The 26371-nt window shown below is 50.0% G+C and carries 17 protein-coding genes and 2 tRNA genes; 9 read left to right on the top strand and 10 right to left on the bottom strand.

Annotation, left to right across the window (positions count from 1 at the left end):
* Positions 1-151 precede the first annotated feature (151 nt).
* The 5 genes from BLX24_RS03645 to BLX24_RS03625 all read left to right on the top strand — a co-directional run bounded on the left by BLX24_RS03645 (position 152) and on the right by BLX24_RS03625 (position 9221).
* The gene (locus tag BLX24_RS03645; protein ID WP_071501667.1) at positions 152-616 is read left to right on the top strand and encodes a hypothetical protein; all 465 of its coding nucleotides are present in this window, start codon (positions 152-154) and stop codon (positions 614-616) included.
* Positions 613-2775 (top strand): DUF5977 domain-containing protein, encoded by a 2163-nt coding sequence (locus tag BLX24_RS03640; RefSeq protein WP_071501666.1) that lies wholly within the window; start codon positions 613-615, stop codon positions 2773-2775. The genes BLX24_RS03645 and BLX24_RS03640 overlap by 4 nt, the downstream gene beginning before the upstream one ends.
* 2 nt (positions 2776-2777) lie before the next feature.
* Entirely contained in the window at positions 2778-3314 is a 537-nt protein-coding gene (locus tag BLX24_RS03635; protein WP_071501665.1) for a hypothetical protein, read from the top strand.
* 67 nt (positions 3315-3381) lie between these two features.
* On the top strand, positions 3382-7761 hold the full coding sequence (locus BLX24_RS03630; protein WP_071501664.1) for a phage tail tape measure protein: 4380 nt from the start codon (positions 3382-3384) through the stop codon (positions 7759-7761).
* Between the two features lie 53 nt (positions 7762-7814).
* The gene (locus BLX24_RS03625; RefSeq protein WP_071501663.1) at positions 7815-9221 is read left to right on the top strand and encodes a hypothetical protein; all 1407 of its coding nucleotides are present in this window, start codon (positions 7815-7817) and stop codon (positions 9219-9221) included.
* 40 nt (positions 9222-9261) lie between these two features.
* On the opposite strand, the gene BLX24_RS03620 is transcribed toward BLX24_RS03625, so the two are convergent.
* From BLX24_RS03620 to elbB, 4 genes are all read right to left on the bottom strand, one after another.
* Entirely contained in the window at positions 9262-10803 is a 1542-nt protein-coding gene (locus BLX24_RS03620) for an ATP-dependent nuclease (RefSeq protein WP_071501662.1), read from the bottom strand.
* 17 nt (positions 10804-10820) lie between these two features.
* Complete coding sequence (locus BLX24_RS31550; protein WP_177225765.1) at positions 10821-11987, bottom strand: tyrosine-type recombinase/integrase; 1167 nt, start codon at positions 11985-11987, stop codon at positions 10821-10823.
* A 116-nt stretch (positions 11988-12103) separates the two neighbouring features.
* Positions 12104-12185, bottom strand: a tRNA-Leu gene (locus tag BLX24_RS03615).
* Between the two features lie 73 nt (positions 12186-12258).
* Positions 12259-12951, bottom strand: coding sequence for an isoprenoid biosynthesis glyoxalase ElbB (gene elbB, locus BLX24_RS03610; protein ID WP_071501661.1), 693 nt, complete (start codon positions 12949-12951; stop codon positions 12259-12261).
* Positions 12952-13166: 215 nt separating this feature from the next.
* Here elbB and BLX24_RS03605 point away from each other — a divergent pair, with 215 nt between their 5' ends.
* Positions 13167-13562 (top strand): DUF3127 domain-containing protein, encoded by a 396-nt coding sequence (locus BLX24_RS03605; RefSeq protein WP_071501660.1) that lies wholly within the window; start codon positions 13167-13169, stop codon positions 13560-13562.
* A 33-nt stretch (positions 13563-13595) separates the two neighbouring features.
* Here BLX24_RS03605 and BLX24_RS03600 read toward each other — a convergent pair.
* Positions 13596-13668 (bottom strand) — tRNA-Lys (locus BLX24_RS03600).
* Between the two features lie 156 nt (positions 13669-13824).
* Here BLX24_RS03600 and BLX24_RS03595 point away from each other — a divergent pair.
* Complete coding sequence (locus BLX24_RS03595; RefSeq protein WP_229201685.1) at positions 13825-14469, top strand: SH3 domain-containing protein; 645 nt, start codon at positions 13825-13827, stop codon at positions 14467-14469.
* 127 nt (positions 14470-14596) lie between these two features.
* Here the strand turns inward: BLX24_RS03595 and BLX24_RS03590 are convergent, their stop codons facing one another.
* The 4 genes from BLX24_RS03590 to BLX24_RS03575 are packed head-to-tail and all read right to left on the bottom strand — an operon-like array spanning position 14597 to position 19512.
* Positions 14597-16711, bottom strand: coding sequence for a ComEC/Rec2 family competence protein (locus BLX24_RS03590; RefSeq protein ID WP_071501658.1), 2115 nt, complete (start codon positions 16709-16711; stop codon positions 14597-14599).
* Positions 16711-17163 carry a GNAT family N-acetyltransferase gene (locus BLX24_RS03585; protein WP_071501657.1) on the bottom strand — a complete coding sequence of 151 codons (453 nt, stop codon included), beginning with the start codon at positions 17161-17163 and terminating at the stop codon, positions 16711-16713. The genes BLX24_RS03590 and BLX24_RS03585 overlap by 1 nt, the downstream gene beginning before the upstream one ends.
* A gap of 56 nt (positions 17164-17219) precedes the next feature.
* Entirely contained in the window at positions 17220-18581 is a 1362-nt protein-coding gene (locus BLX24_RS03580) for a M43 family zinc metalloprotease (RefSeq protein ID WP_071501656.1), read from the bottom strand.
* Positions 18562-19512, bottom strand: coding sequence for a PhoH family protein (locus BLX24_RS03575; RefSeq protein WP_071501655.1), 951 nt, complete (start codon positions 19510-19512; stop codon positions 18562-18564). The genes BLX24_RS03580 and BLX24_RS03575 overlap by 20 nt, the downstream gene beginning before the upstream one ends.
* A gap of 287 nt (positions 19513-19799) precedes the next feature.
* Here BLX24_RS03575 and dnaB point away from each other — a divergent pair, with 287 nt between their 5' ends.
* Positions 19800-22442 (top strand): replicative DNA helicase, encoded by a 2643-nt coding sequence (dnaB, locus tag BLX24_RS03570; RefSeq protein ID WP_071501654.1) that lies wholly within the window; start codon positions 19800-19802, stop codon positions 22440-22442.
* Between the two features lie 63 nt (positions 22443-22505).
* On the opposite strand, the gene rlmD is transcribed toward dnaB, so the two are convergent.
* Positions 22506-23957 carry a 23S rRNA (uracil(1939)-C(5))-methyltransferase RlmD gene (gene rlmD / locus BLX24_RS03565; protein WP_071501653.1) on the bottom strand — a complete coding sequence of 484 codons (1452 nt, stop codon included), beginning with the start codon at positions 23955-23957 and terminating at the stop codon, positions 22506-22508.
* 121 nt (positions 23958-24078) lie between these two features.
* Here rlmD and BLX24_RS03560 point away from each other — a divergent pair, with 121 nt between their 5' ends.
* Complete coding sequence (locus BLX24_RS03560; RefSeq protein WP_071501652.1) at positions 24079-26337, top strand: T9SS type B sorting domain-containing protein; 2259 nt, start codon at positions 24079-24081, stop codon at positions 26335-26337.
* The last annotated feature ends 34 nt before the right edge of the window (positions 26338-26371 follow it).

Genomic DNA, 26371 nt, shown 5'->3' with positions numbered 1-26371 from the left:
TAATGCTAATTGTAAAAGAGTTTGCCTCTGTGAAGCGCTATACAAAGCGCTATAAATTTAAGAAATTATTTTTTTGACATGATACTATTAAAGATTATGTCCTGTTTCCGGCAATTGCCGCTTGGCATCTTTGCCGGAAACAGGATTTTGTATGAAGACAGGTACCCTGCTAAACTATGTGGCCTACTTTCAGGAATGGGCCGACAATGATCCGGAACTAACCTTTTTTATGTTCGGGTCAGTCGAACTCGGACTGGAAGCGCCCCGCTCGCACCCCGATTTTAACTACCCCTTTGCCTGGCTGGAGCAGCCGACCATCATTTCCGACTCGACCGGTAATCATAACTTCAACGAAGTTTTTCAGTCGGGTATCTCCGTACTTTTTGATGCCCCTCAGGATGATCATGACGCGCAGATCAGGGCGTATGACAGCGCTTTGTCCATTCTGTACCGGCTGCAAAGCAAGCTTCACAAAGACACAAAAGACGGGTCAATTATCTGTGAGGTCACGGGTATTAAAAAGGAGGCCGTCAGCCAGCTCTGGCTGGATAGTCATTACGGTTTCCGGATGGAGTTTATGGCTACGTTCAACCTGTCAACCGTTTATAAGCGATGATTGATCCGTTTGCTACCGCCATGTATCTGCCGGTCCGGCTGAGCCGGAATTATCTGGTTATCCGGCAGGCCTCGCTCAACCCTGTGACCTATCCCAACCGGGCCGAAATCCGCTACACGGCCGATCTGTACGTGCAGGAGTTTTTCCGGGCCAATACATTCACCAAAATGACGGCCAACCCGCTGGAGGCTTCTGAAGCACCACCCCGACAATTCGGCGGGAATCTGGTATATGCCGGTGCGTCGTTCGAACTTCAGGATATTGCTGATTCCCTGCTGGCGGTCTCGCTACCTAAGTTCAACCAGCAGTATATCAGCATCTGCGAGCAGATGACACGGCAGTTTTACACCGTTCAGACAATCATTTACGAGAATAATACGGCGAGCTCTGATCAGTCAAATACCGAATGGATGATCAAAGCCGGTATTGCCGAGCGCGATTACGCATTCTGGGGAATGGGCGTGTTTGTTAGCTCGTTTGCACTGGCCGGAAGGTTCCTGACCTGGCAACCTGACAGCAAGAAAGTCCTGCCCGGACAACCCGAGTTCCTTTACTTTCTCAATAACCTGAGTCCGTCGCCGGCGGAGCTCCGGTTACGGGTGCAGTATACCTTCGATGACGATACGACAGAGACAGCAACGCTGCTGACGGCAACTGATATTTCATCAATGACAGTTTACTGTATACCGGTCGGGCCGACGGTAGTGGGGGCGTTTGCCAAAGAAAAGCGGGTTAAGTTTTACCAGGTTTGGCTATCGAACGAGAGTACGGAACGGATCAGCGCAGTACGCCGGTATTATCCCGATCAACGGTATTACCGGCAATGCCGGTTTATTCTCTTTTCGAATTCATTAGGCGGGGTCGATACGCTGAGCCTGGTCGGTACCGGCAGCGAATCGCTGAAACCGGCGCGATCGGTAGCCGAGCGGGCGGGGGATACCTATGGTATTGCCAGCTATACCGAGCAGGTGGTGACCGACGTGCAGGGAACCCGTGAGCTGATTGTCAATACCGAATACCTGACCCCCTTGCAGCGTACGTGGCTTCAGGAGCTGGCCATGTCGCATGATATATTTCTGGTAACAGACCGTGCACACCTGCCGCTGGTGCTTCAGGGTGACAGCTATCTGGCCGCAAATGACGACGAGCAGCTGATCGGCCGGCAGTTTTCGTTTTTGTATGCCAATAAGGAGCGTAATATCTCTAACCTGCCCACGCCGGTGGCATCCAGTACCCAGCCGACAGCCTGGGAGAGCTTTACATTTGCCTGTGAGCTGGACGCCAACGGAAAGCGTACCGGCCGTCAGATTACCACGCTTCGCCGTCAGATTTATCTCAATACCGGAGAGCCGGTTATCCCGCCGGTGATTGTGATCAATCTGCCGGACAGTACCGATTACATTCCGCCTCAGGAAGCGGAGTCATGTGTGGTGACTCCGTTTCTCAATGTCCGGATTGAGCGGTACGGAACGTTCCACCGAAACAACTGTCAGCCAAATCAGGTAGGGTCAACGGCATTGATTGTGATTGATGCAGGTACCTATGGTTCTGAAATCTCGCAGGCCGATGCCGATGCGAAGGCCGAAGTGGCGTGGTCGGCCTTCAATAGTCAGGCGTATGCAAATCAATACGGCGGGTGTACGCTGGCGCCATATCTGAACGTGGCCATTAACCGGTATGGAACCTATGTCAAACAGGGGTGTGGTACCGGTACCATCGGGTCGAGTGCCTTAATCAATGTAGCCGCCGGTCAGTATGGTTCCGGGATCAGTCAGGCCGATGCCGATGCGAAGGCCGAAGTGGCGTGGTCGGCCATTAATACGCAGGCGTATGCCGATCAGTACGGAGCCTGTGTCAATGCCACGCAGTCGGTTTATGATAACGGGACGGCCATCTATATTCTGTTAACCCGCAATCCGGATCAGAGCTATACGCTGACCATGAAACTTCGCTTTGCGGCATCGATGACCAACATGCAATGGTCGGCCGGTCCGTGTGTGATCAATGAGCCGTTCGGTGCGTTCGTACCCCAATACGTACTGCAACTGCCGGCGTCACTGCGGGGAACGGTTGTACCGGCCGCAACGGCACACTATTATGTGAACACGGGTGGCGTTTATGCCGCTACGGAAAACATTGGCTCTTTTACGTTTTTCTGATCATGGATTTAACCTTCGACGAAATAGCGACGGAAGTGCTCGAGGAGCTGACGGCCGATGCGTTGTTATACTTCCGGCGGGCGCTGGAAGCCAAACGGCTGGTGCTGACTGAAGAGCTGATGCGCTCATTCCGGTATCATATTGTGCGGTCGGCTACGCAGGTGGCCGCTGAAATAGATCTGCTGAATTATGGCCGCTTCAAGGATATGCGCCAGCTCCGCTATCGGGGCAGTATGCCGCCCATCGATGCGATGGAATTCTTTGTAGAGAAGGTGGGTATCGGAAATTTTGCTTATGTATCCGGTTACTGGGACCGTACCGGCTCACGCATTGCCACCGTACCAAATGCCGTGCGCAGGATTGCGGCCGGTATCAGTTTCAGCCGCAAGGTGTATACCACCAAACGGCCTTATTCCGGAACGTGGTACAACGAAACCAAAATGAATATGGTGAATGTCGGTAAGAAGCGACTTGCCTGGCGTACCTCGGAATGGATTGCCGCACAGATCAAAATGACTGCAGAAGAAGATACTGACTGAAATATTGTCCTGTTTTGCCCGAAAGCCACGCCGCACCTTGCCGCGTGGCTTTTTTTATTCACATCCAATGGGACAATTAGATGAAAGCGTAAAGCTCCGGACCGAGATAGATACTGATGAAGCGTCGGTGTCGCTGGAAGGCCTTAAGTCCGAGCTGCGTGAGGTTAAAGGCGAGCTCCGGGAAATGGGGCAGGTTTCGGACGAATGGACCGATGAGCAGAAAGAAGCCTATACCGAACTGCGCAGACGTCAGGCTGATCTTACCGACGAAATCAAGGAATACACCCGCAGTATTGATCTGAATGATGCCAGTCTGAACGAGCTCAGGGCCAGTAGCCGGCTGCTGCACCAGGAACTAAACCAACTCAAGATCGGCTCGGAAGAGTGGCTGGAAAAGATGGAGCAGGTCAAGGACGTCGACGGCAAAATTGCCGACGTCCGGCAGGAAATGCGCAATCTCAATGATGCCGTTGATCAGCAAAGCAGCCTCTGGGGACAGCTGAAAGATGATTTCCTGAGCACTTTTGCCGCCATTCAGCTCGATGACGTCATCGACGCCGTTGTCGATTTCGGTAAGGAGTCCGTAGAAGCAGCTGCTAAGCAGTCCGATGCATTTGCCGACATCCGGAAGGCCACCGGTATGACAACCGAAGAAGTCGAAGGGCTGAACGAAACGCTGAAAAATCTGGATACCCGCAGTAGTCAGGAAGCGCTGCTGGATATTGCGCAGGTAGGTGGTCAGATCGGTATTGCCACCGATGAAATGCGCGGTTTCGTCGAGATGACCGACAAAGCCAACGTTGCGCTGGGGGATGAGTTCTCGGGAGGAGCTGAAGAAGTGGCGTCTAAAATGGGAACGCTGTCGCAGCTTTTTAAGGAAACCAAAGACCTGAACGCCGGCGAAGCTATCAACCAGATCGGTTCGGCCATGAACGAGCTAGGGGCGGCCGGATCGGCGACCGCTCCGGTAGTGGCCGAGTTTACCACACGGATCGGTCAGCTGGGCAACCTGGCTCCGCAGATATCGGAAACGATGGGTTTGGGTGCCGCCATGCAGGAGCTTGGGCTATCGGCCGAAATCGCCGCCGGTGGTATTACCAATATCATGCTGACGGGGGCAAACGAGATTGACGCGTTTGCCAAGCAGATGGGCATGGCTAAATCAGAAGTTCAGGGGCTGATTAACACCAATCCGAATGAGTTTCTGCTGAAACTGGCCGAATCGTTCAAGGGGCTGAGTAATACGCAGGTGGCCCAGCGACTGGCCGAAATGAAGGTCGGCTCCCAAGAGTCAATTAAGGTGATGAGTCTGCTGGCCAGCCAGACCGATGTGGTACGTGATAAGCAACAGCTGGCAGCCAAAGCGATGGCTGAAGGTACCTCGTTGACCAATGAGTTTAACCTGAAAAATCAGACGGCCGCTGCCGAGCTGGAGAAAGCCAAAAAACAGGTCGAAAACTTCAAGACTGAACTGGGTGTGGGCCTCATGCCGGTGGTCACCACGACAGTTTCCGGTCTGGTCCTGTTTTTAAATGCGATCCGGAACATTCCGCAGTTTGTGACCGAGAACAAAACAGCGATCGGCTTACTGGCGCTGGGGCTGGTGACGCTGAATGCCAATATGATTCAGGCGCAGGTCACCACGCTGGCAAAAGTCGCGGCCGACAAGGCGGCAGCCGCTGCATCCACCTTGGCTGCTGCGGCTGATCAGGTACGGGCCCAGCGCACAGCTGCTACCACGACGGCTGAGACGGCCGCCGGCGCTGCGACCAAATCACGCACGTTGCAGGAAACACTGGCCAACGCTCAGACGACCATCAGTAACGGACTGACACAGGCAAAAGTGGTGCTGACGAATGCCTGGACGGTGGCTCAGAATGCACTCAATACGGCTTTGAAAGCCAACCCGATCGGTATCGTTATTACGGCAATTGCCGCTCTGGCAGCGGGTCTGGTCATTGCCTATGAAAAATCGGAGACCTTCCGTGGAATCGTCAATGGTGTCTGGGCGGCGCTGAAGGTGTTGTGGGATATGCTTTCACCGGTGCAGGATGCGTTTTCCGGCCTGTTCTCGCTGCTCCAGCGAGGAGTTGCTTTGTGGCTGAATCTGCAACAGGCCGTCGTCGGTTTTGCGGCCGGCGCCCTTCAGGCGATTCTGGGGGCATTCTATGAGCCTGCCAAAAATGCGATCATGTCCCTTTGGAACGCCATCGCTGACTTTGGTAATAAACTGCTGGAGTTCGGTGGTAAAATAGCCGCTTTCCTGGGGCTCGACGACGTGGCCGCTAAAGCCAGAGCCGCCGGCGAAAAGATGGGAACCGCTTTCAAAGAGGCCTATGATAAGGAGCTGACCGCTGCCCGGACGAAAGATGCCGCCGATCACGATGCTCATGTCACGAAGAAAACCAGTGCTGATAGTGCCGCTGCTCTGAAATCAGCTCAGGCGATGTTAAACGCCAATAAAGATGCACTCTCAGGCATGGGTTCCGATAATGATGGTCACCGCACGAAAGAGCAGCAGAAAGAAGCCGAACATGCTAAAAAGGTAGCTGAAGAAAAGAAAAAGGCGAATGTTGATGCGGTTAATGATATCCGGAGCCGCAACATTGAACTCATTGCCGATGAGCAGACCCGCAAGCTGGCACAGCTCGAATTTGAGCGGGATAAGGAACGGGCACGGATTACCGAATCGAAGGCCGATCATGCGTTGAAGACCCGGCAGATGCAGCTGGTCGAAAAACAGTATGAAGCCGACGTGGCTGCTGTGCAGAAAGACTTCCGCGATAAGAAAGCGGCTGAAGAAAAAGCGGCCATGGAGAAATATCTGGCCGATCAGGAGGCCAGAAAGCAGAAGGAGAAGCAGTTGTTTGATGAGCTGATCCAGTATGAGCAGGCGACCAATAAAACCAACTCGGAGTTTCAGCTAAACCTAACCACGCTGACCGAAAGCCAGAAACTGAACCTGCGTAAACAGCAACTTCAGCAGTCGTATAACGAAACAGCGGCGGCCATCAATAAGGAATATGCCGATAAGGTAAAGGAGATTCAGGATAACGTGCGCGACAATGATGAGCGCATGAAGGCGATCAAAACCCTGAATGAATGGAAGAACAGTCAGTTGTCGGCCGCCGATCAGAAGCACACGCAGGATATGACGGCCCTGAATCAGGAACATCTGGAGAAACGCCGGGCCAATACCAAAGAGTTTTTCGATGGTATCAATGGCCTGATGAATGGCGACTACACTGCCTTCATGGGCTTCCTGAACAAGAAGCTGGCCAATGATAAAGCGGCCAATAACCAGAAACTTCAGGATTTTACGCAGAAGGGTACCGAAACACTGGAGGTGGCCGGTCAGGTGGTGCAGTCCCTGCAGCAGCTGAATCAGAAGTTTCTGGATTCCCAGCTGAAGAAAATCCAGAAAGAAAAAGATACGCAGGTCAAGAGCTGGGAGGATCAGTATAAGGCCGGCAAGATCTCGAAAGAGCAGTTTGACAAGGAGGTCGATAAAATCAATCAGGATTCAGCGGCTAAGGAGAAAGAAGCGAAACTGACGGCCTGGAAGCGGGACCAGAAGCTACAGATTGCCATGGCGCTGATCAACGCGGCAATGGCCGCCCTGAAATCGCTGGCCACGATGGGCTTTCCGCTCGGTCTGATCGGGGTAGCGGCTTCGGCCGCAATGGCCGCGATTCAGATCGGGATCATCAAATCCCAGAAACCACCGGATTTTGCCCGTGGCGGGTTTGTCAACGGCGGGGTGCCGGTGGGTCCGCGTCACGGCTCCCGTTACGGGGAGTCCGGCCTGGCCATCGTCGAGCGAAATCCGGATGGTACCTATGGCGAAGAAAAAGGCGAGATGGAAGGCGGGGAGCCGGTCATGATCCTGAGCCGCAACACCTACGCCAACAACAGACCGATCATCGACCGGCTGCTGCACTCCAGTCTGCACCGCAACGGTGCACCGATCTATAAAGCCGGTGGTATCGTTGGGTCAGACGGCGGCAGTTACCGCGATTATCTGGAGCCGCTCCGGAAAGGAAAGATGTATCTCTTTGGCAGCAAGAAAAAGCGTGAAGCCGAAGAAGCGGCGGCGGCCGCGCAGGCCGAAGCGGATGCCGCAATGTCGGACATGGGCGGAGATTACAGCGGAGATGACGGCGGCTACAGCAGTACCACGGCCGGTTCTGCCGATGATACGGTATCGATGACCAATGAGGAAATCGGTAAGTCGCAGAAACTGATGGAAGGCATTGAGACGAATACGGCCGATACCGTAGATAAACTCGGCAATGCCAATTTTGCTCTGGGTGCCATCTCCATTAAGCTCGATACGGCCAATGGTTATCTGGCGCAGATTGCGGCTAAGAACCTCAATGTGAGCGTCACCAATATCATTAACATTCAGAATAACATTGAAGCTGTCAACAGGGATTCGAATCTGTAGGCCGTTACAGCGTTACAAAATTTCAAAAAGTTGCAGCGTTAGCTCAGTTAAGCATGTTAGACATTAGACTGGAAGGCGAGTCGGTAGATATCAAACCCGGTACACAGCTGGTGCTGGAGCGGTTTAACCCGATGTTTGATTTTGATACCATTCAGGGAGCCAAAGTGCTGGATTTTAACCTGCCCGACACACCGGCAAACCGGCGGATTCTGGGGTATGCCCATCTGCCGCAGGCGGGTAACCCGCGCCGCCGGTGGTACTGTGAGAAGTATCTGAGCACGAATTTAATTGAGCGCGGGTTTATCAAACTCCGTGAGGTTAATCCTGAATTTAACCTGTATTTTACTCAGAATCTGGGGGAGCTGTTCGGGGATTATCAGGACGTGCTGTTGTCGGAAATGCTGGAGCTGGGCAGTGAAGCGGCACCGGCGGCACCGGTGGCTGATCCGGATCTGACTACGGCTAAATACTGTCTGCCAAGCGTGCTGAATCCGTCGTTTTACGGTAACGTCGCTGTGGCGGGCTATGACGGCATAATGAATCAGTATGCCTCGGGTTATATGACCAATGCCCGTGTGCCGATGTTCTTCGTCCGGTGGGTGCTGGCTCGGATCGGTCAGCTGACGGGCTGGACCTTCCGTGGTGACTGGTGGGACAGCAATGTCGGTCAGCGGCTGATCTTTTACAACCTGCATAGTCTGGATCAGGCCGCCACGATGACCTACTGCAACCATTTGCCTCCCATCTCCCCCCGGAATCTGCTGAAGGAAATCCGGAAGATGTTTAACCTGTACCTTGATTTTGACGTCCGGCGTAAAGTAATTACGATGGATTTCGTAGATGATGTATTGCGGCAACCGACCTTATACAACTGGACGGAAAAGGGTGATCCGCGTCATACCAAGCTGCCTGACCTGCACGGCCGTCTGGAGCTTTCGTTCGACATTGATCAGAACGATGCGACTATGAAACCTCTGCCACTGGAGCTGGATAAGTATACCACGCCGGAAACGGCCGAAAATGAAGGCGGTGCACTGATCCCGGTAAAGTGCGCGTTCTCGACGTTGTTAACCGATGGCGGATCTGGGTTTGCCCATACAGATCAGCAAGGCTACAGTCCGCTTAACAAAGACAGTAAGCCGGTGGCCACCGCCCGCTTTTTGATCTGGAACGGCATGCAGAACGGAGCCCCGAGAGCAACCGCCAGCGACGGCAATATGATACTCAACTGGTCGGGAGCCAACGGGCTGGCCAAAAAATACTGGAGGGTGTATGAAGGATTCCGTTCGCGCACGTTTGCGCTGAAGAAAATGCTTTATCTTTCACCGGCCGATCTGGCCAGCTTCAGCATGCGGCAGAAGATTCATGTCAGGGGAGTCGATTATGTGATTGGCGATATGAAGGCCGGTATAAGCGACAGTAATCTGATTCCGTGCGAGACGACGCTTTGGAGATGGTAAAAAAAAGAGGGAATAAAAAATTTATTCCCTCTTTTTTACGCTAATTGCTTGAATTGAATAATTTTTGTTCAATAAACCTAAGTATATCTATAATTTCTGATGCACTCTTATTAAATTCTGATTTAGCAAGTTCTTCATTTTTGTCAATCCAGTCTTTAACCCTCAGAAGAAGATCTTTCTTTGCTGCTCTTTTTTTGGCTTCATCTGTTATAGCTAAAGCACTTTTTCTATCAGAGTTAAAGTTGTCAGGATAATATGATTCAAAATCATGCTCTGAAAATTGAAGAAAAGAATCTTCTTTCCATCCGGCTCCCAAGTAAGCTTTTTTAAAGTCTTGAATTATTCCATTTTCCTTTGCTCCACTATCGATAATAACCCAAGCTCTGTTTTTATACATTTCTTCTAAATGTAAAAATAAAAACATTTCTTTCATGGTATTGAATCGCTTTTTTACATTGTCTACCCCACCAGCTGATACAACTTTTAATTTATTAGAAAGCTTTGGAATAAACCATTTTATTAGATACTCAATGATAGTTTGAGCTGACGATTCTTCTAATATTAACCAACCTTCCCACAGACCAAAATCGAAAAATTCATATCCTAGTTCTTCTAAAGCTGATCTACGATCCTCAGCTGTATTCAATTCATCGCACTTTGACAGGCGCATGGGTGTTAACGTAGCATCAAACATATCATTATGAACTCTAAATATCTTAGCTCCTTCCTTAGCTCCTAACATCCTCATTACTATATTAGAGTGAGTCGAAATGAAAAATTGATTCTTGTTCGAATTTTCAATAATGATCTCCATAAGTGCTTTGAGTGCTTGAGGATGAATGTCATTTTCAGGCTCTTCAATTATGAACACTTTGCCATTTGAGTGTGCAATATCGACCAATAAACCTAAAATGTTAGCTACTCCTTCTCCCATAAATGGAAGTGGAATGTTGTAGTTGTCATCTATGAAATATATTACCTGTTTACCGATTTCATCTTGATTCATGCCTAATTCAAAGCCAAGAACCTTATTGCAAAGTTCTAAGAATGTATTACGTATATTAGAATTAGCAGAGTTTTGGATATTGTCTATCTTTGAATATAAATATTGAAAATCATCAGATATAGTATTCGAATTTGCTTTATTTATTTGTTGAGAATAACTTTTAACTTTCCTCTTTGATAGATATGGGTAAATGAAATTTCTCCTATTTGTTTGAAGTTCATTAGTGTCATACTCTGTAAAGATGCCATCTGTGCTTGAATAATTATAAATTATTCCAAAACGAGATCGTGAAAATATAGAATATGAAAATTCAGTAGGTGTAGCCTCAATGTCATTCCTATACATTCTGTAATTCTGAGCATCAACTCTAACTCTACAAGAACCCTTATCATTACCAAAAGTAATGTCATTATGAAATAATGTCCCTGATTTTTGAAGATTATAGAGTGAAAGTAAAATAGTGCTTTTCCCTGAGTTATTTCTTCCAATAAAGACATTTATATTATCGCTAAGTTCAATAACATGTTGACCTTTAAAGCCTCGTAGGTTCTCGATTACAAGATTTTTGAATTTCATTTTGTTTTTGATTAATGTTAAAGTTCAGGAAAGTTATTAAAGTCTTCAAACTCTGCAAAGAGTCCCAGATCGCGTAAGTACTGGTCAGTTTGCTCAATGCTCGTATGCCCGCATTGTCGCTGAATTTTCTTCATGTCGCGGGTGGCTATGTACAAACTGATAACGCCGGTGTGTTTCCAGCCATATAGATCATACCCTTTGGGTAGCTCCAGACTATCGAGCATTTTTTTGTGGCGATCATAAAAATAGGCTTCGCCAACCGGCTCCGGTCCCGGAATACCACTCCGGCTGAAAACGTAGTAGTGGGAGGGGGCCAGCCGTATCCGGTATTGTTGTAGTAGCTGCTCTAAACCAGGTGGTATTTTCTTATATAGGACGCGGTTACCCTTTGCGGTTGATGCATCGATCCGGATTGTATTCCGTTCTATATCGGAAACCTTCAGCAAGCGTACTTCTTCATGCGGTCGAGAGAACGTGTAGTAGATGAAATTGATAAAAAGCCAGAGCTGACGGTCGTTTGTCTCTTCGAGGTATGTTTTAATATCGGCAATCTGATCCGGTTTAAACGGCTTGTGGTTACCCGCATTCTCGGCAAGCTCAGAAATCGCCTCACATGGATTTTCTGTTATCGTTCTCCGCTTCAGATAGAAGTTGAAAAACGTACTGATGAAGCCAAGATGCTTGTTGTGCTTATTGTTTGAGCCTCCTGCCTGCAAGAGCCGGTCAAAGTACAGGTTTGCCTGATGTGTATCGAACCGATTTAGGGGAAGGTTTTGTAGTTTATTTTTCTTCAGGTATTCAGTGAACAACTTAGCGATGGATGTATAAGTACGGCCGGATTGCTTACTCAGTGTTGGCAATTTGGTCGCCTGGTAATACTCCAGCGCTTTTTTGATCGTGCTTTTGCCGGTAATGCCATCTGATGCCTTTGGTTGCTTTTCCTTTTCAGGCTCGCCGAGAGGCTCAACAAACACATCACCGTTCTTAAAGTAATCGTTCAGGTACTTGATTACTTCGTCTGCTTGCTTCAGACGCTCTTCTATGGTGTCGCCGGATAAAGTTACCCGTTTGCGGATTATTTTGTCTCTAACCTGAGAATAGGCGCCATATTCGACGCACCACTGCTTAGAAAGATCGTTATTGGCGGGTTTAGAGAGCTTCGGTTCTTTCCAGGGGTACTTCACTTTTCTGGAATCTCTTTTGGTTTCTCGGTGTATGGAACGTTGCCATTTTTCTGCCATAAAAGCAGTCAGCAATAAAAAAACGGTTGTAAATACCTGATTTACAACCGTTTGCAATGTGACCACGGGGAGACTCGAACTCCCATGCCGTGAAGCACCACCCCCTCAAGATGGCGTGTCTACCAGTTTCACCACGTGGCCATTTCCTGTAAGTGGGTGCAAATATAGGCGTTTTTGCGCCGTTTGTCAATCCCACTGTACAAAAACTATGGCTTTAGGCCGCCACGGGAATAAAGGCCAGCATCGCGTCAATAGCTTGTCTGATGTTGTTACGAACGTCTAAAATGCTGGCTTCCATCATGTAACAGGGAGCGGTAATGATGCGCGCCGCAGGATCAACCGCAATTTCACGGACTGATTTTTTTGCACTTACCTGACCTGTTTTTTCCATACCCCCCGCAATTCCGTTAATGTCATAGGGTGATGCTTCGGCGTCTGTGCCTACCGTAAGGGTGCTTTGGATGCCTGATCCTTCGAGTGCCTTAGCTATCGTGGTCGGGCTCATGCAAAGGCCGACGATCGGTTTTTGCTGCGCCACAAGGTCCAGAATCAATTGTTTGACTGAAGGGAGGATGGTCCCGTCAGGTCCGGCGAAGGCCCAGTTGGTGATGTTTTTCGCCGTGCCAAAGCCGCCGGGCATCACCAGCCCGTCCAGATCATGGGCAGAAATGGTTGCCAGGTCGGCAATCTGACCCCGTGCGATCCGTGCCGACTCGACCAGTACATTCCGGACTTCCGGCATTTCGTCGCCGGTTAGGTGATTTAGCACATGATGCTGATTAACGTCCGGAGCAAAACAAACGGCCTCTGCACCGACTTCGGCAAGGGCCAGCAGGGTAAAGACGGCTTCCTGAATTTCAGTGCCGTCGAAGACTCCTGAACCATGGAAAAGAACACCAATTTTCATGTAGTTTAATGGGATTGTTTGGCCGGAATTTCGTGAAAAAACGCCAGAAAATCGTAATTTTAACCTTTCGTTTATACAACAGCAGACAGGTTGCAGGGCTTCGTTTGCGGCGGCATCAAAGGCATTTGATGTGCGCCCGCAGTGTAACGCAGGTTATCGCTGCATGCAAAAAAGCATAGCGGAGTGGTGTACAAACTGTTAACTTTCAACAAAACATGGCGTTAGAATTAACCGGTAAATTAGTTAAAACCCTGGCAGAGGTCACAGGGCAGGGTCGGAATGGTGCATGGAACAAGCAGGAATTTGTTATCGAAACCATCGATCAGTTTCCTAAAAAGGTGTGTATGGCTGCGTGGGGAGATAAAGCAAATGATCTGAAACAGTTTACCCCCGGCGATACCCTGAAAGTGACGTTCAATATTGAGTCGCGGGAATGGAATGACCGTTGGTTTACGGAAGCCCGTGCCTGGCGGATTGAACTGGCAGAGGGAGATTCGATTCGGCCGGAAGCGTCTTCACCGGCTCCACGGGCAGAACGGCCGGCCAGCCAGCCAGCTGCCTCACCGTTCGGGATGTCATTCGAAGAAGAGTCAAATGACTTACCGTTCTAAAACAAAAAAGCCCCGGTTTCGGGGCTTTTTTCGTGATCCGGCTGGGATTCGAACCCAGGACCCATACATTAAAAGTGTATTGCTCTACCAGCTGAGCTACCAGATCGGAACTGGCTGCGATTTTTGTTAGCTCTGTGCTTTTCCTGAATCGCGGTGCAAAACTATGCTCTCAAATTTGTAAATGCAAGCGTATACCCTAAAAAAAATACTATTTGTTTTCTTTCTGCCTGTTTGTCTTGCAGTTAAGGCAGAAAATTTTTCTGTGATTAAACGTGCCGATTCCCTTTTTTCTGCCGGTTTATACAATGAAGCATCCGCCTTGTATCAATCAGAACTAACAAAAGGGGAAGTGGCCACGGATGGCATGCTTCTGAAACTGGCTTACGTAGCAGAAAAAAATAATGATGTGCCTAAATTACTGTACTTCCTTGAGATGTACTTTGACCGGCACCCCAATGAATCCATTCTGCAAAAAATGAATGACATTGCGCGCGCCAATGGCTTAATCGGCTACGAAACCGACGACCTCAACTATTTTTACCTGTTTTACAAACAATATGGCCTATACGTGCTGCTGGCACTGCTGGCACTGGGTATGTATGTTTTCGGGATCATTGTCGTCCGGATATACCACAAGGAAAGCGTGCCCCAGCGCTATAAATGGGTCGCGTTTGTGTATCTGGTAACCCTGTTTATATTTGTCAATCTTCCGGAAGGCTACCAGTCCGGCATTATTAACCGCGATAAAGTGCTGCTAAGGGCTGAACCATCGTCTGCCGCACCGGTTATCGAAATTATCAGCCGTGGTAACAAAATTAATATTCTCGGCAGTGCTGATATCTGGCTACGTGTCTTCTGGAATGACCGTCTTTATTACATCAGAAAAGATGATGTGTGGGTGATCTGACCTCGTGTTTCAGGCCGCATGGTTTGGCGATAACTCTGGTCATCCGGCATCATCGAATATTCTGCATCCCCCGACAACTGGTATCAGTATTATCCAATATCTTCCAACATCCGGCACCAGCCAGGAACTATTTTTCCGCCAGAAATGCTCCCTGTTGATTAACGGAAAAACAAGGAATGTGACGTGTACGCGCTTCGGCCAGAAGCCGGGCGGTTAGCCGGGGCGAATTAGACGAATCAAGGATCAGGTTGCGGGCCACTACACGGCCATCGAGTTGCTGCCAGTTTCTGAGCGCGTTTTTGCGGATAACAGCAATGTCAACCACGGCTGGTAATCGCCAGAAGGCATGCCGGTTCAGCTTGTTAATAATCAGGATACTTTTGCCGTGTACAACCCATAAGGTGTAGGCCTCTGTGCGGGCGATAGGTATGTTGGTCTGTGTGCTGTCTTCGGTCAGATCAACCGGAGTGATCTGGTCGACAGCCCATTGGCCAAACGTATTCTTCAGGTGGAAGTCAAATGTTCTCTGATCTTTTGAAGGGGCAAAGTCGGTCAATAACGTAGCCTTATGGCCGTCGGTAACGCTGATGGCGGTATAATGAGGCAGATAATGAACCGCAAACCGTTGCTGTCGGTCCAGCTGGTAATCATCCATCAGCAGAGAGCCTGCCAGCCAGAAACTCAGACATGCCGCCAGCCCAGGCGCCATAATTTTCCGGGACGTAATAGCCCAAACAACAGCGAAAATCAGGGCATACAGTAAGACCAGCTCTTCGGCTGATAACCACAGGTTTTCGAGCGCTGCTTTGGGAAGCTGGCCCACAAGCTGTACGCTCCCATTCATCAGCCAAACTATTTTTTGTAGAAAAAAACCTGCCAGCGTATTCACATACGGTATCCACGAGAAAAGCAGAGCCGCCATTCCAGTGTATAATAACACATTCGACAGGACCAGTACGACCGGATTGGCCAGTAGAAAATACGTCGGAAACTGATGAAAGTAATAAACCGCCAGCGGGAAGGTAATGAGTTGTGCGACGAGCGCGACCGACGAAACCTCCCAGAGTTTATTGACCCATGGGTGTTTAAAGGTGACAGACTGGTAGAGTCCGGGATGCCAGGTCCCAATCCCGGCGACAGCCAGATACGATAGCTGAAAACCCGCCGAAAATAAAGTATACGGGCTGAAAAACAGGACAAACAAAGCCGAAACCGCCAGGCTATTGGCCAGTGATTGTGGCCGGTCCATGGCTTTGGCAAGAATCAGGACGGTAAACATACCGGCAGAGCGCAAAACCGCAGGCTCCAGGCCAGTCATCAGGGCATAAAACCACAGTATGTAAAGTTGTACGGCCGGCCAGATCCACGGGTACCGGGCTTTTCGTTTGACTAAACTCACTACCCAGGTAAGCGCCAGAAATAAAATGCTGACATGCAGACCGGATACTGACAGAATGTGAATGGCACCAGCCGTTGCATACTCCGTATAGGTATCCGGATCCAGTGAATCTGTGGCGCCCAGCAGCATCGCTTTCACAATACCGTATTCGGTACGGCTACTGATTTGGGCAGCAAAGACACTGTCTGCCCACTGATTGAGACTTATGGCCCATGCTTTGACCGGATTCGGGTTGCCTGTACTGAGAACAAGGCGCTGATGTGGCCGGATAAACTGCTGGTAATGGATTTGTTGGTGGCGGAGGTAACGTTTGTAATCAAGGGATCCCGGGTTTTTAGGGGGCTCAACCGGCACAGGCGTTCCGTAAACGAGCCAGCGTTGGCCATACACAGGTGCATTAACCGGTATACCCGCTGCGGTAGCTTTGTCCAGATAGGCAATAATGGCACCGCTGACCGGTCTCCAGCCGGAAGCCGTCTTCCCGCGGCTCAATGACAAGAGGACGCGGTAACTCCTGGCACGTGCTTCCGGTTGTCCGGTAATTACGGCTTCATAGGCTACCAGACTGTCCGTTTGCCGGGTAAGATGAGTGGGTGTATTCCGTTCATCATGCATCCAGGTTGTATACCAGCCCAGTGTGAAAAACAGAATAAGTGCCCCAAAGCCCTGAAAGAGTTTATTTTGTGTTACTGATCTGTTTTTCAAGGGTATAAGGCCCTGTAAAAAAGCAAAAAGGCCTATACTTCCAATCAAGTAAATAGGCCAGTTTGGTAAAGCAATGGTTTCGTAAGTGACGATGCCTGTTATCAGGGCAATGACAAAACGGACAACCGGATAGGTCATTAGTTATGCGGATAAGCCGCAGGCGGCAGAATCATTTTATAGTGTTGAATCGCACATTCTTCGAACATAGGGCCCACCGGAACAAAACCGAAACCGGCGTACAAAGGCATTGCCGAAAGCTGCGCATGTAGATAAATGCGTTCGATCGGTTCGGGTTGTTCGCTGAAAACATCGTTCAGTACAGCTTTTACGAGGGCTTTGCCGACGCCGCTTCCACGAAAGGCTTTCCGGACGGCAAACCGCTCAAGTTTGATGCCACCGGATGTACGGCGCCAGCGGGAGGTACCGGCAGGCTTACCGTCAATAAGAGCCAGAAAGTGGCGGCTGGTCGTTTCAAATTCGTCGTATTCGTCTTCCGGGCTGACTTTCTGCTCGTCCACAAATACTTCCCTGCGAATGGCAAAGGCTTCATCGAGGTGATTTTTTTGTGAAATGCGAATAACTTCAATCATAAAAGTTGACAGTGTGTCGGATGGTTTCAGGCAAAATACCGAAACCAATCAACAATTCAAAGGACTAACAGCCGTTTGCTGACGGTTTCCTGATCCGCTTTTACCCGTAAAATATACGAACCTGCCTGGTAATTGGCCAGGTTCAGTGAGATCGTGGTACTGGTCGTGGCAGCATAGCCGTTCTGATACACCAGTTTACCGGTTACGTCATATAATTCCACGGTAAACGCTTTCGCTCCCTTGAACAGGATTTGTGCATCTGCTGATGAGCTTGTAACCGGATTCGCGATGTTTACGGTCAGTGCGTCGCTTTCCGGCAATGGTCCGCTGGAAGCCTGTACCAGTTTTGCCCGGCGCGGACTGAGCTGTAATACCGCCCGCATCCGTTCTTTCTGACCTTTAGTAAACATATTCATGCAAAAGTCAGGCGAATAGTCCATGTAATTTTCAATAAGGTTACGGGTACGGGTTCCTGAACAGTTTGAGTACACATCCGTACAGGTCGTACCGGTATAACTGCTCTCGGTTACCGGTGTATCATATACATAGTCGTTCCCGCAAAAGGCATCGCCCCATGTATGAATCAGCCCCAGCCAGTGACCGATTTCGTGCGTTGCGGTTCGACCCAGACAGTTGTACCGGTATTGTGACGGACAAACCCGGCCAAAGACAAGCGAACTGATCAGCAGTCCGTCTGTTTTTTCGTCAGTGGTAATGCTGAGGCCTTTCAGGGTATCGGCAGCGGTAGGGTATTTAGCAAAACCGAGGTAGTCGTTATTGAGTTTAGGCACTACCCAGATATTCAAATACTTGTCGCTGGGCCAGTAAGCGATGCCGGATACCAGTTCCCAATCGGCATTGACATTGAACTCGCTCCGGTTGTAATACGTCCGGGTAATGCCAGATGTGGTATTACCGGCCGGATCTGTTGTGGCCAGGAAAAACTCAATGCCGGTGTCTGAGCCAACAGGGCTGGTATTGTAGCCTTTTGTCCCCTCTTTCCGCCGGAAATCTTCGTTCAGCACGGCAATCTGGTCCTGAATCTGGGCATCGGTGATATTCGGGTTGTTGCTGCCACCAATAAAATTAGAGGTGTTGTTGTGAATGACATGGACCACAACCGGAATGCGGTAGACCGTCTCATCGGCTGATTGGGTAATGCGTCCCCGGGCCTTCAGCTCCGAAAACCGCTGAATATTCTGGTTCAGGGCTTCAATCTGCTGACGGCGGAGTGGGTGGACCTTCTGTAAAAATTGTTCATAGTCGGCGGTACCGCAGCGGTTTGGGCTGACGGGTTCAGCGGTTTGGGCAAATGTTTGTGAAATGGCTACAATAGAGAAAAGGCAGCAGGCCGCCTTTTTGATGGCTGCCCACTGCCCTTTACGTTGATTTGCTGCCTTACTGGCCTGCATCTTCATAAGCTTTGATAATGTCTTTAACAAGTCGGTGACGAACCACATCGCGCCCGTCCAATTCAACGAAGGATATCCCTTTGATATTTTTTAAAACGTTAACAGATTCAATTAAACCGGACTTTTGCTTATTCGGCAAGTCAATCTGAGAGCGGTCACCGGTGATAATGGCCTTAGAATTGGGGCCCATCCGTGTCAGAAACATTTTCATCTGCATGGGTGTCGTATTCTGTGCCTCATCAAGCAGGATAAAGGCATTGTTCAGCGTACGGCCACGCATGTAGGCAAGCGGTGCAATTTCGATAGTTCTGTTTTCAAGATACAATTTCAGCTTTTCGGCCGGAATCATATCATCCAGAGCGTCATAAATCGGGCGCAGATACGGGTCGATCTTTTCCTTCAGATCGCCGGGCAGAAACCCGAGGTTCTCGCCTGCTTCAACAGCGGGGCGTGTTATGATAATTTTGCGGACTTCCTTATTCTTAAGTGCCCTGACCGCGATGGCAACGGCAGTGTATGTTTTACCGGTACCTGCGGGCCCGATGGCAAAGACAAGATCAGCCTTCTCGGCGGCCTCTACCAGTTTTTTCTGGTTAGCGGTCCGTGCCCGTACCACAATCCCTTTCGTACCATACACCAGCACATCTTCGTCCGAAACATCTGCTGCCAGCCGGTTGGCCTCAGGGTTACCATTCAGATAGGTTTTTACATGTTCATGCGTAAGCTTCCCGTACGTTTGATAATGTTGAAGGAGCGATTCAAGGATATCTGAAATACGGGAGATTTCAGGCGTCGTTCCTTTTATGCGTATTTCATTGCCGCGCGAGATGATTTTGCTCATCGGAAACGCAGCCGCAATCTGTTTGATGTTGTTGTTTTCAACGCCCAGAAAATCAATGAGCGAAACGTTGTCGAGGGTTATTACTTTTTCAACCAAATGCGTCAAGCTGTTAATTGTGATAGATAAATTTAAAGTGTCAGGCTAACTTTACAACAAAAAAGAACAAAAAAATATTCAAAGTGCAACGCACAACCTGCCGGAATGGTTATTGTCTGACCAGGCGACAGAATGTTAACATCCGGTTAAACAATTCCTTGCGCTGTTTGCCGCCTGCATTCGTTTTAGGGTCAGGTGGTTAAGTTTGTCTTGTTACTAAATTGTTAAGAAACAATCGGTAGGGTTGCTATCATAACTGCGATGAATTCCGTAAAATTGCATTAGTCATGGAAAACGCACGTCCTAATCAACACTTACGAAAAGCGGCATCGCTGTATGGAAACCGGTCGCAGTCAGGGAATCATTGGCTCGATACGGGTTTGGGTAAATTGCCCCCCCAGGCAGTAGATGTTGAGGAAGCGGTATTAGGTGCATTGATGATTGAAAAAGATGCGCTGTCTGCCGTTGTCGACATTTTAAAGCCGGAAACATTTTATAAAGAATCTCATCAACGGATCTATAACGCGATCCTGACGCTGTTTGCGAATTCGGAACCGATCGACTTGCTGACGGTTACGCAGCAACTCCGGAAGGCAGGCGAACTGGAGTTCGTTGGCGGAGCTACGTATATTTCAGAACTTACCATCCGCGTCAATTCTGCCGCCAACATTGAGTACCATGCCCGTGTGATTTCAGAGCATGCGCTCAAGCGGGCGATGATTACGATGGCGTCGGTGATTCTGCGGGATGCCTACGAAGATACGACCGACGTTTTCTCGCTGCTGGATCAGGCCGAACAGTCGCTCTTCCGGATTTCGGAGTCGAATATCAAGAAGAACTATGCCGACATGAGCAGCATCGTGCGGCAGGCGCTGGCCGAGCTGGAAACGAAGAAAAACAACAAGGACGGGTTAACGGGTGTTCCTTCGGGTTTCAGTGCGCTCGACCGTCTGACTTCCGGCTGGCAGCGCTCCGAATTAGTGATTCTGGCCGCGCGGCCGGCGATGGGAAAATGCCTCGGTAAAGGAACAAAGGTAGTCATGTTTGATGGCAGCCTGCGAAACGTAGAAGATATTCAGGTCGGTGACCTGTTGATGGGTGATGATTCAACACCACGCCGTGTGCTTTCACTGGCACGCGGACGGGAACGAATGTATTGGGTTCATCAGAATAAGGGTATTAGCTACCGGGTTAACGAAAGCCACATCTTATCGCTGAAACGGAGCCGGAATGAAGGACCACATACAAAAGATGAGGTTCTGAATATCGGGATCCGCGAATATCTGACGAAATCAGATAAGTTTAAGACGAATTATAAAGGTTATAAGGTTGCCGTCGAGTTTTCTGAAAAGGCACTTGCCCTTGATCCCTATTTTGTTGGACTCTGGCTTGGTGACCGTAACGACGGACCGGGTCACAGTTATAGCTCCCGGATTACAAATGTAGATCCGGAAGTCATCAGCTATCTGGGAGATTATGCTGAATCGCTCAATTTATCGCTGGTAAAATATGAGCAGACCGGTAAAACCGCCAACTACGCAATCACTACGGGTCAGCGGGGTGTCCGCTCTGAATCCTGTATTCAGAACGAATTACGCGGGATGAATGTCATTGAGCACAAGCTTATTCCTCAGGCGTACCTGATAAACTCTACAGAAAACAGGCTCAGGCTGTTAGCTGGTTTGATAGATAGCGACGGCCATTATCAGGAGGAGTTCAACTGTTACGAAATCACGCAGAAAAGCAAGGCGTTTGCAGAACAAATCAAGTATTTGTGTGACACGCTTGGCTACCGTGTTTCGTTAAAAGAAAAAACGGCGAGGATCAGTTCGATTGGTTACGAGACAACTGTTTACCGGATACGGCTGTTTGGTAATCTGGACCGTATTCCGGTACGGATTGAGCGTAAAAAAGCAAGGCCGCTACAGGCACGTGCTGACTGGCGCGTAACCGGCATTCAGGTTGAATACGATAAAGTGGATGACTATTACGGCTTTACCATCGATGGGAATCACCTGTTCCTGCTCGAAGATATGACCGTAACCCATAATACGGCTTTTGTCGTTTCGGCGCTTCGTAATGCAGCGGTGGATTTCGGGCAGCCGGTGGCGATTTTCTCCCTTGAGATGTCGGCCGTTCAGCTCGTGAATCGGTTGATTTCGGCCGAAGCGGAAATTGATAGTGAAAAAATTAAAAAAGGAAGCCTCGCACCGCACGAGTGGGCACAGTTGCACCACAAAATCCAGCGGCTGTCGGAAGCACCGATTTTTATTGACGATACACCGGCCTTGTCCATTCTGGAACTTCGGGCCAAATGCCGCCGTCTGAAAGCCCAGCACGATATCCAGATGGTGGTTATTGACTACCTCCAGCTGATGTCGGGCGACTCAAAATCGGGAGGGAACCGTGAACAGGAAATCGCCTCGATTTCGCGGGCGCTGAAAAACCTCGCCAAGGAACTGAACGTACCGGTAATTGCGCTGTCGCAGCTGAGCCGGGCGGTAGAAACGCGGGGTGGCGACAAGAAACCACAGCTGTCTGACCTTCGTGAATCGGGCTCAATCGAGCAGGATGCCGATATGGTTTGCTTTCTGTACCGCCCTGAATACTACAACATTACGCAGGATGAGAACGGTAACTCAACGATGGGCATCGGCGAGGTGATTGTGGCAAAAAACCGGAGTGGTTCGCTGGATACGATCCAACTGCGGTTTATCAATAAATTTACCAAGTTCTGCGACGTTGACACTTATTTTGAACCGGTAGCTACTCAGGGCTTCCCGCAAGGCGGTGGTTTCGGCAGCAACGTATCGGGCCTCAACAGTTTTGATGCACCGGCAGCGCCTCCGGTAGGTGGTACCTTCCGCAGCAAAGCCAACGACCTGTCAAACTTCGGCCATGCCGATCCGTCGCAGCAGACGCCTTTTTAAAAAGCGAGATAATGAAAGAGTGAAAGAGCGGCGTTTAGGCTTCCCTTTCACTCTTTTGCTTTTTCACTCTTTCGCTCTTTTCTCCAGCACCACGATATTCTCCACATGGTGAGTATGCGGGAACATATCAACCGGCTGAACAGCCGTAACGTCGTATAGCTCATCAAGAATGGCCAGGTCGCGGGCCTGTGTAGCGGTGTTACAACTGACATAAACAATCCGTTGCGGGGCAGCTTTCAGCAACTGGCGCGTCACTTCTTCATCCATACCGGCACGCGGCGGGTCAGTGATGACTACATCCGGATGGCCGTGGGTATCCATAAACTCATCGGTCAGCAATGCCTTCATATCACCCGCAAAAAACGAGGCATTGCCGATGCCGTTAATTTTTGCGTTCACATTTGCATCATTCACCGCCATTTCGACGTACTCAATACCAACGACCCGTTTGGCCATTCGGGCTACAAACAGGGCAATAGTACCGGTACCGGTATAGAGGTCATACACCAGTTCTTCGCCGGTCAGCTTAGCGCCGTCACGGGCAATGCGATAGAGCTCATAAGCCTGTTCGCTGTTGGTCTGGTAGAACGATTTCGGTCCGATACGGAATGTCAGCGGTTCGCCGATGCCCGGGTCCATCCGCTCTTCGATGTATGGCCGGCCTGCCACGTTGATTACCTCCTGATCCTGATAGCTGTCGTTCATTTTGCGGTTCAGGATGTAGTTGAGCGAGGTAATCTGCGGGAAGCTGGTTTGCAGGAAACCGAGCAGTTGGTTCAGCGCTTCGGGATGGTCTTCGCCCACCTGTACGGTAACCATCACTTCGCCGGTAGAAGCCGTACGGATGATCAGCGTACGGAGAAAACCACGGTGCGTTTTGAGGTTATACAGCGATAGATTGTGCTCCTGAACGTAGTTGGCTACGGCCAGCCGGATGTCATTTGACGGATCGGCCTGGAGGTAACAATGCCGGATGGGCAGTACCTTATCGAAGCGCTTCGGTACGTGGAAGCCCACGGCCCGCTGGTCGATGTGTTCGCCGGAACGCACTTCGGCGTCGGTCATCCAGCGGCCGTCGGCACAGGTAAACTCAAGTTTATTCCGGTAGTACTGCTTGCCTTCCGAAGGCAGAATCGGCTGGAAGGGCGGCAGGGCCACCTTGCCGATACGGGTAAGGTGGTCGACAACCTGCTGGTGCTTAAACCGGAGTTGTTCGCCATACTGAATGTGTTGCCATTTGCAGCCGCCGCAGGTACCGAAATGTTCGCAGAAAGGTTCTGTCCGGACCGGACCATATTCGTGAACGTGTTCGACAACCGCTTCGCGATATTGCTTTTTGGTATTAGTAATCCGGATGTCAACCAGATCACCGGGCGCAACGGCAGGGCCACCAAGTCGTCCTTCAACGAAAATGACGCCTTCGTCGGTGCGGACCAGACACTTGCCTTCAGCGGCCACATCGTCGATGCGGATTCGTTCCAACCGGACGGCTGGTTTATGGGTCTTATGTCGCATATTCTATTGTAAAAACTGCTAAATTAAGCAGTCGTTTTGATAGTGTGTGCTTCCGGCTTTCAAGTTGCGGAATTATTACAGTGTAGAGGATAGCCAAAGCACTCAAACCTAACCCAATTGTATGCAACAAAATTACTCCTTACGATTATTTAAGCTGTTTGTACTCTGTTTGTTAGGGATTGCATTGCCCCGATACGTACAGGCGACTCACATCGTTGGCGGCGAATTTGAATTAAGATACCTTGGTGCAACAAGCCCCTACTCTCATCGGATCAACATGAATATGTATTTTGATGATATCAACGGGAATGCACAGGCCAATGACCCTACGGTAACAATCTTCATTTTCAGGAAGCGCGATAATGCCTTTATGGCCAGTGTGACGATGCCCCGCGTCAGTCAGGAATTAATCAGCTATACCAACCAGTCCTGTGCGGTCGGCGATTTACGGACAAGGCTCATCCAGTACAGTGTCGATGTTACATTCCCGTCAGACTTCAATGATACCGGTGGGTATTACATGGTATGGGAGCGCTGCTGCCGCAACAATGTAATCAGTAATATTACCGATCCGGGCGGGGCAGGTTCTGTCTTTTACCTGGAATTTCCGGCTCCGTATGTCGGACGGGCAGCTTTTGCCAACACGTCTCCCATATTCGGGAAAGCCATCGGTGACTATATCTGCGTGAACCGGCCTTTTACGTTTAGCTTTGCTGCTACGGATCCTGACGGGGATAGCCTGACGTATAAGATTGTGACCCCGTATAACGGTTTCAGCGACCGGAATCAGCCGAATCCAAGTCAGGCTGTGCCTCCACGGGCCGATGCCGGACCGTATCCGAACGTTACCTGGGTGACCGGTATTTCCGAACGAAACTCCATCCCGGGCTCACTACCGTTACAGGTAAATGCCAGAACGGGTCTACTCACGGTGGTTGCCGGCACGCCGGGGCTTTATGTGTTTTCGGTCGAAGTAGACGAGTATCGCCGGGTACCCGGGCAGGCCCCTGTACGCATCGGCCGCGTAAGAAGGGATTTTCAGTTGAAGGTACTCGACTGCCCGGTCAACAACCCGCCAAAAATTGCGATGAAGCTCGACGGGCAAAAAGATTTTTACAAGGAAGGAACAGTCATTACCATTCAGGAAAAAGACCAGAACTGCTTCGACCTGTTTGTAACAGACCCTGACCTCAACCAGCGGGTCACCATTGTGAATGCCAGTGGTACGTTGCCGGGGCTTTCACTGTCGGCTACAGACATGGTCATCCGGAGTAAATCCGATACACTGAAATCACGGTTCTGTTTCGGGAAATGCGTCGGCAACGGAGGAGTGGTTACGCTGGCCATCCGGGCGGTGGATGAGAGTTGCCCGCAGGGGCTGAGCGATACGCTCTATGTACAGGTGCGCATTGTACCGGAACCGGTGAACCGGCCCGACATTATCACCAACCTGACCAACAACAAAGCCAGCATCACCGTTGGGTCGTCGCTGAGTTTCAATGCCATCGGAACTGATACCGACGGCGACATTATTTCGATACAGGCCATCGGGCGGGGTTTTACGCTGTCTCAGGCCAACATGTCGTTTTCGACTACGAGCGGAACCGGCAAGCTATCCCCGAAATTTGTCTGGAATCCGCAATGTGCGCAGGCAACCCGACCGGAATACATCGTCGATTTTATCGTAACCAAACAGCGGTGTAACCGGACATACAGCGACACGGTAACCGTTAATCTGGCGGCTGTCGGGAAGCCAAGCCAGCAACCTGTCATAACCACATCGCTTAGTCAGTCCATTGTTACAATGGTGGTCAGTCCGACAGACACCACGTCCATACGATTTAATGTGCTGGCCAATGATCCGGAGCGGGATTCGCTGACGATGAAAATGCAGGGGCAAGGTTTCGACCCGCGGGCGTTAGGCGCAAAATTTACCGATAAAAACGGGGTGCCGATGCTGACCTCCGGTTTCAGCTGGCGACCGACCTGCGATATGCTGAACGGTAAAAATGAAGCGATTTATACCATCAATTTCGTGGCCGATGACCGGAGCTGCCAGCCTGATCATACCGATACAACGGCGATTCAGGTGCGTTTGGTAAATCCGGCGCAAGCGGCCACTGAAGTAGTTATTCCGAATGTCATTACGCCGAATGGCGACGGGAAAAACGACGTCTGGCAGATTCCGACGCTGCCGGTCGACAATTGCTCGGAGCAGTTCCGGTTTGTTCAGATCATTAACCGCTGGGGCAAGGAAGTATTCCGGTCAACTACCCGCGATTTCCAGTGGGATGGTGACAATCTGCCGGTTGGTACCTATTATTACCTCATTCAATACACGACGCAGCGTTTTAAAGGTCCGCTGACGATTATCCGGTAGGGGGGCTTAGGGCAGGGGGTGAGTGTTCGCTACG

It is taken from the genome of Arsenicibacter rosenii (assembly GCF_001870735.1).
GTDB classification, from domain to species: domain Bacteria; phylum Bacteroidota; class Bacteroidia; order Cytophagales; family Spirosomataceae; genus Arsenicibacter; species Arsenicibacter rosenii.
Note: the sequence above shows the minus strand (reverse complement) of the source record. Positions and strands in the feature narration are given on the sequence as shown.

Coding starts and splice junctions, on each gene's coding strand:
- BLX24_RS03645 (WP_071501667.1), top strand. CDS start 152: ATGAAGACAGGTACCCTGCTAAACTATGTGGCCTACTTTCAGGAATGG.
- BLX24_RS03640 (WP_071501666.1), top strand. CDS start 613: ATGATTGATCCGTTTGCTACCGCCATGTATCTGCCGGTCCGGCTGAGC.
- BLX24_RS03635 (WP_071501665.1), top strand. CDS start 2,778: ATGGATTTAACCTTCGACGAAATAGCGACGGAAGTGCTCGAGGAGCTG.
- BLX24_RS03630 (WP_071501664.1), top strand. CDS start 3,382: ATGGGACAATTAGATGAAAGCGTAAAGCTCCGGACCGAGATAGATACT.
- BLX24_RS03625 (WP_071501663.1), top strand. CDS start 7,815: ATGTTAGACATTAGACTGGAAGGCGAGTCGGTAGATATCAAACCCGGT.
- BLX24_RS03620 (WP_071501662.1), bottom strand. CDS start 10,803: ATGAAATTCAAAAATCTTGTAATCGAGAACCTACGAGGCTTTAAAGGT.
- elbB (WP_071501661.1), bottom strand. CDS start 12,951: ATGAAAATTGGTGTTCTTTTCCATGGTTCAGGAGTCTTCGACGGCACT.
- BLX24_RS03605 (WP_071501660.1), top strand. CDS start 13,167: ATGGCGTTAGAATTAACCGGTAAATTAGTTAAAACCCTGGCAGAGGTC.
- BLX24_RS03590 (WP_071501658.1), bottom strand. CDS start 16,711: ATGACCTATCCGGTTGTCCGTTTTGTCATTGCCCTGATAACAGGCATC.
- BLX24_RS03585 (WP_071501657.1), bottom strand. CDS start 17,163: ATGATTGAAGTTATTCGCATTTCACAAAAAAATCACCTCGATGAAGCC.
- BLX24_RS03580 (WP_071501656.1), bottom strand. CDS start 18,581: ATGAAGATGCAGGCCAGTAAGGCAGCAAATCAACGTAAAGGGCAGTGG.
- dnaB (WP_071501654.1), top strand. CDS start 19,800: ATGGAAAACGCACGTCCTAATCAACACTTACGAAAAGCGGCATCGCTG.
- rlmD (WP_071501653.1), bottom strand. CDS start 23,957: ATGCGACATAAGACCCATAAACCAGCCGTCCGGTTGGAACGAATCCGC.
- BLX24_RS03560 (WP_071501652.1), top strand. CDS start 24,079: ATGCAACAAAATTACTCCTTACGATTATTTAAGCTGTTTGTACTCTGT.